Annotated in this window: 6 protein-coding genes; 2 read left to right on the top strand and 4 right to left on the bottom strand. The window is 60.2% G+C overall.

The window, feature by feature from the left end; all coding sequences use genetic code 11:
* Positions 1-94: 94 nt before the first annotated feature.
* The 4 genes from FLM9_RS06235 to FLM9_RS06220 are packed head-to-tail and all read right to left on the bottom strand — an operon-like array spanning position 95 to position 3000.
* A complete protein-coding gene (locus tag FLM9_RS06235) occupies positions 95-697 on the bottom strand; it encodes a bifunctional adenosylcobinamide kinase/adenosylcobinamide-phosphate guanylyltransferase (RefSeq protein ID WP_257243032.1) in 603 nt (200 codons plus the stop codon).
* A gap of 8 nt (positions 698-705) precedes the next feature.
* Positions 706-1866 carry a proton extrusion protein PcxA gene (locus tag FLM9_RS06230; RefSeq protein WP_074457760.1) on the bottom strand — a complete coding sequence of 387 codons (1161 nt, stop codon included), beginning with the start codon at positions 1864-1866 and terminating at the stop codon, positions 706-708.
* Positions 1867-1885: 19 nt separating this feature from the next.
* Positions 1886-2542, bottom strand: a complete 657-nt coding sequence (gene psb32 / locus FLM9_RS06225) for a photosystem II repair protein Psb32 (protein ID WP_074457759.1) — start codon at positions 2540-2542, stop codon at positions 1886-1888.
* A gap of 23 nt (positions 2543-2565) precedes the next feature.
* The gene (locus FLM9_RS06220; protein WP_074457758.1) at positions 2566-3000 is read right to left on the bottom strand and encodes a tellurite resistance TerB family protein; all 435 of its coding nucleotides are present in this window, start codon (positions 2998-3000) and stop codon (positions 2566-2568) included.
* A 149-nt stretch (positions 3001-3149) separates the two neighbouring features.
* On the opposite strand from FLM9_RS06220, the gene FLM9_RS06215 reads away from it, so the two are divergent.
* Positions 3150-4349, top strand: a complete 1200-nt coding sequence (locus FLM9_RS06215; RefSeq protein WP_102135495.1) for an AAA family ATPase — start codon at positions 3150-3152, stop codon at positions 4347-4349.
* Positions 4346-4557, top strand: a 212-nt coding sequence (locus tag FLM9_RS06210; RefSeq protein WP_218969747.1) for a hypothetical protein, incomplete at its 3' end; no start/stop codon positions are given. The genes FLM9_RS06215 and FLM9_RS06210, both read left to right, overlap by 4 nt.

Raw genomic sequence — 4557 nt, 5'->3', positions numbered from 1 at the left:
AGTTCTCAGGCTCAAAATAGGCTCAATCTGACTCCCGCGCTGCTGTAAAAACCCAATTTCCCAGGCTTTCCCTAAGGGTTGGCCATAGCTTGTTTTAAGGTTGGCAATCGGGAACCGGCTGGGACCACTGGGTCAGGTCCACCGCCCGACCGGCCACCACCAGCCAATGGTTTCGGCAGTGCTGGGCCACGCGGCGGTTGAGGCGGGCCAGGCGCTCCCGGAAGCAGTAGCCGCTGGCCAGGGCGGGAACCACCCCCCAGGACACCTCGTCACTCACCAGGATGGTGAGACCCCGCTGGGGGGGGATGCAGGTCAGCAGCCGTTCAACCCGTGCTTGCCAGGCAGGCTCCTCCAATTCCAGCAGGGTGCTGACCCAACTGCCCAAGGCGTCCACCAGCCGCAGCGGTGCTGTCTCCGCAGCGGCCAGAGCTTCCGGCAAGGCGGCGCCACACTCCTGGGTCTGCCAGTTGGCTGGGCGGCGGCGGCGGTGCCGTTGGAGACGCTGCTGCCAATCAGCATCCGCCAACGTGGCATCGCCGGTGGCCACATACAGCACTGGCTGCCGAGAGGTGGACGTCCAAGTGGAGGCCAAATGCTCAGCCCAGCGGCTCTTGCCGCTGCCGCTGCCCCCCAGCACCAGCACCCCGCATCCGGCTGGGCCGTTGTCCGGTGATGGACCCAACGACATCTTGTCCATGTGATCCACTATCCCCCACCGTTCATGTTCCGCAGGGTGGCCACGGATGAGGGGGAGACACGGTTGAGATAGCGGAAAATCCAATACTTGAAGATTGTAGCCAGAATCACTGGAAACGTTGCCACAAATAAACCAATAAAATCTGAATTAGGTGATAACCCAAAATGCTCGGCTATATTCTGTAGTAAAACATTCCACCCCTCAGGACTATGATAACCGACAAATATATCCGTGAACAGGATAATCACAAAGGCCTTTGCACTATCGCTCAAGTCATAAACAATCTCGTCAAAAAAACTGCGCAGCACCCGTAGTTCTTCCCGGCACAGCAGGCAGACCACGACAAATCCCACAACGCCAAACCCATCCGACAGAAGATTCTTGATGGCGGTGGTGCTCTCCTGGGCGTTCTCTGCTTGTAGTTCATCGGCCCTTTTGCGCAAGCTGGATTGCATGTCCTCAATGGACGGCACTGCCTCCCCCCGCAGCAGGGCTTCAAATTCCAGTTCCTCCTTATAGATGCGCAATTTCTCCACAGCCCGCTCCTCCAGTTTCCCCCGGGTGTACATGATCACGGGAACAGACGGGGCAATGCGGTTCACCAGGGGACCCACCACCAGGGCGCGGCTGAACTGCTGAAACAACAGGGGCACCACCACCAGCAACAGTAGGATCCGCAGCGAGACCAGTGTGGAATCCCGTCGTCGCCGAAATCCCTCCACCGTGGCGGCTTCGCCACCGGGCACAAGACGATTCCGTATCCGGGAAAAGAACCCCAACAAACTGCGGGGCACTACCTCAGGCGCCTGGCTGAGGGCCGAATCACGACCGGCATTCCCGGATACCGGCTGATTGTAGGCGCCCACCACGTCCTCCACCAGTTGCAACTGCTGCAACTGATCCGGGGTGAAGGCGCCACGACAGGCCTGTAGCGCTGGCAGCTCCCGTTTACAGACGGCCATGGCCTGCCGAAACTGCCTGGCCACCATGGCCAGCCTGCCGCTGTTGAGGTCAGGCTCCTGGTCAAAGCGGGCCAAGTCCCCCTGGAAGTGCCGCAGCTCAATGGTCTGAATCCGCAGCGCCGCCGCCGCAGCCACCTCCAGCCGCCACAGGCGCGCCCCCCTGCCCTGGCCCACCGCCACACGTCCGAGCCAGCGATTCAAGGCCATGGCAATGCAGGGGGGCGCGTCAGCGGGAAAACACCCACCAGGTGAGCATGGGAATGACTGTCCCCAGGCCCAGCAACACCGCCACCCAGGTCAAGGCGTTGCTGGCGGCGGTCTCCTCATGGCTGGGCACGTTGGAGCGGGCAGCGGGCATGGCTACCTCCAGCACCGGCGGCCCGGGATCCTCCCCACCAGCTAAAACGGTGTCCAGCCGCTGGATGCCCCGCAACATGGTGAGACGATATCCTTCACCGCGGCGCAGTTGACCGGCCATGGTGTCCTCAGCAGTGCTGTCCAGCAGGACGTCAGGAAGGCGCTTGGCCAAGGCGGGGCTGGCCACCACGGCCACCTGGCCTGTCCTGGTTTCCACCAGCGCCACCAACCGATCCTGGTAGTCCTGCTGCTGCCAGCGCTCCAGCAGATCCGTTGCCACGGCGGTGGGGGTGCTGCCGTAGTCCACGCGCTCCAAGGTGACCAGGTTGGCCTCCACACCGTAGCTGCTCAGTTGGGACAGTTGACGGCTCAACTCCCCGGCGGCGGCCCGGCTGAACACCCCCGCTTCATCCACGACCCGCTCCTGCATCGGAGGAGCGGCCGGGAAGTCAGCGGCTGTCAGGGCCATGGCAGGGGGCGCTAGCGCCACCAGACCCAGCAGAAAGAGTCCCCAGAGCCATCCCATCACGATTCCATCACTCTACCCCGTCATCCTGCCGTCCCTGTGCTGGCGGGGTGGGGCTGCAGGGCGTCACGGTATAAAATGGTCAACACATGGGGGATGGTCTTGCGGTCAGCGGCATCAAGGTCCATGGCCCGGGCCAAGTCCTCCAGAAACGCCTCCTCCTCAGGGGTGGTGCGGTAATCGCTCCTCACTAGGTTGCAGGCCACAGCGAAGGCCGTCAGTTGCTGCTGGTGGTCGAGGGCGCCGGCGGCCTCCGTCAGCAGGTCCCCATGGCCGTCCTCGCGAATGCGCCGCAACAACTGGTCAAATAGGGTTCCCATGGCGCTTTCGTCCATATGGGTGTAGGGATAGCGGAACTCCAGTTCCCGTCGCAAGGCTCGGGCCTCCTCCCGGGTACAAACGCCGTCGGAGGCTACGGCGGCAAGGGCAATGGCGGCAAAGGCTGTGCCGGTCTCCATGGGAGTCGGGGTCGGTAGTCACATTTCAGCAGCGCCGGCCCCAGACTGTCATGGTGGACTCCCTTGGTGTCAGCAATCCGTGACTTGGGGCTGATGACCCATACGATAGAGTTGCAGAAGGACACAGAGGACTTCGAGTCAAGCCAGACATGGTGAACCGGATACGGGCAAGGAACATAGGCCCGGTTCGTGAAGCGGACATCCACTTTGGCGACCTGACGGTTTTCGTTGGGCCTCAGGCGACAGGAAAAAGCATCTTCCTGCAAATGCTCAAGCTCCTGGTCGATAAGGCCTCCATCCATGAGACGATGAGGTATTTCGGTGTGAGGCAAAACGTCGATGCGAGCGCTTTCTTCGATCTCTATTTCGGCGAAGGCATGGCCTCGATCTGGACAAAAGGGGAAAGCTGTCTTGTGCTTGACCAGGCGCAGAAGCAGAAAGAGACCGATCTGAAAGAGACCGATCTGACCGACTATGCCCGTGACCGTCTGGGGCGGAAAAAACCGGGCCGTGAAAAATTTCCCGAGAAAATGTTCTATATTCCAGTGCAGCGAGTCATGAGCCTTCGCGATGGAATGACCCACCCATTTAACGATTATCGGGCTGGTGACCCTTTTGTCCTTCGGAATTTCAGCAACAAGCTGCATTTGGTCTTACAGAATGAGATCGGCCTGGGCGGAAATGTCTTTCCGCGCCAGAATCGATTGTCGGCGGAGTTGCGTAAGCCCCTAGAAGAGCACATTTTCAACAAGTTCGCGCTGCGCACGGATACGTCTGCGCACCAGCGCCGCCTGGTCTTGAAGTCGAGTTCCGGCCGGCCGCTGCCCTATCTTGTCTGGTCAGCGGGACAGCGTGAATTCGTGCCGTTGTTGCTTGGTCTCTACTGGCTGCTGCCGTCGGCCAAGATATCATGTCGCGCGGCTTCAGTTGTGATCGAGGAACCAGAGATGGGACTGCATCCAAACGGCATCAGCGCCGTGCTCAACTTTGTTATGGAATTGCGATCACGGGGATATCGGGTTTATCTTTCTACCCATTCGCCCCATGTACTCGACATCGTCTGGGCACTGCGCTTTTTTCAGAAAAACAATGGTCAACAGAAGGATGTGTTGAAACTCCTGGGGCTCAGCTCGACTCCCAAGACGAGACAAATTGCCGCCGCTGTGCTCGAGAAGAAAAGCGAATTCAGGACGTACTATTTTGCGCGAGACAGTAAGGTTCATGATATTTCCCCCCTTGATCCCGGATCGGAGACCCTTGCCGAAGGCGGTTGGGGTGGCCTGACGGAGTTCTCTGGCAGAGTGGGTGACGTCGTCGCGGAAGTCGGCAACCGCAACGAGGGATCATGACCTTCGAGGAGGCCGTGAAGGCCGCGCAAGATCTGGTGAATGGCGCCTATTGTCCGGGCAAGCAGGCCATGGAGAAGAGGCACCGCAAGTTCGTAGCCTGCGCAGATTCCAAGCGGTTAACCGGGAGCATCAACCTCGACACCGCGCTCAGTAAGCACAGACCCGGCGACAATCGCTGGGATTACGGTCTCGGCTACAAACCGGCGAA

Origin of the sequence: Candidatus Synechococcus spongiarum (assembly GCF_900047545.1) — a bacterium.
GTDB lineage: Bacteria > Cyanobacteriota > Cyanobacteriia > PCC-6307 > Cyanobiaceae > Synechococcus_B > Synechococcus_B spongiarum_C.
Note: the sequence above shows the minus strand (reverse complement) of the source record. Positions and strands in the feature narration are given on the sequence as shown.

Coding starts and splice junctions, on each gene's coding strand:
- FLM9_RS06215 (WP_102135495.1), top strand. CDS start 3,150: ATGGTGAACCGGATACGGGCAAGGAACATAGGCCCGGTTCGTGAAGCG.
- FLM9_RS06230 (WP_074457760.1), bottom strand. CDS start 1,866: ATGGCCTTGAATCGCTGGCTCGGACGTGTGGCGGTGGGCCAGGGCAGG.
- FLM9_RS06220 (WP_074457758.1), bottom strand. CDS start 3,000: ATGGAGACCGGCACAGCCTTTGCCGCCATTGCCCTTGCCGCCGTAGCC.
- FLM9_RS06235 (WP_257243032.1), bottom strand. CDS start 697: ATGGACAAGATGTCGTTGGGTCCATCACCGGACAACGGCCCAGCCGGA.
- psb32 (WP_074457759.1), bottom strand. CDS start 2,542: ATGGGATGGCTCTGGGGACTCTTTCTGCTGGGTCTGGTGGCGCTAGCG.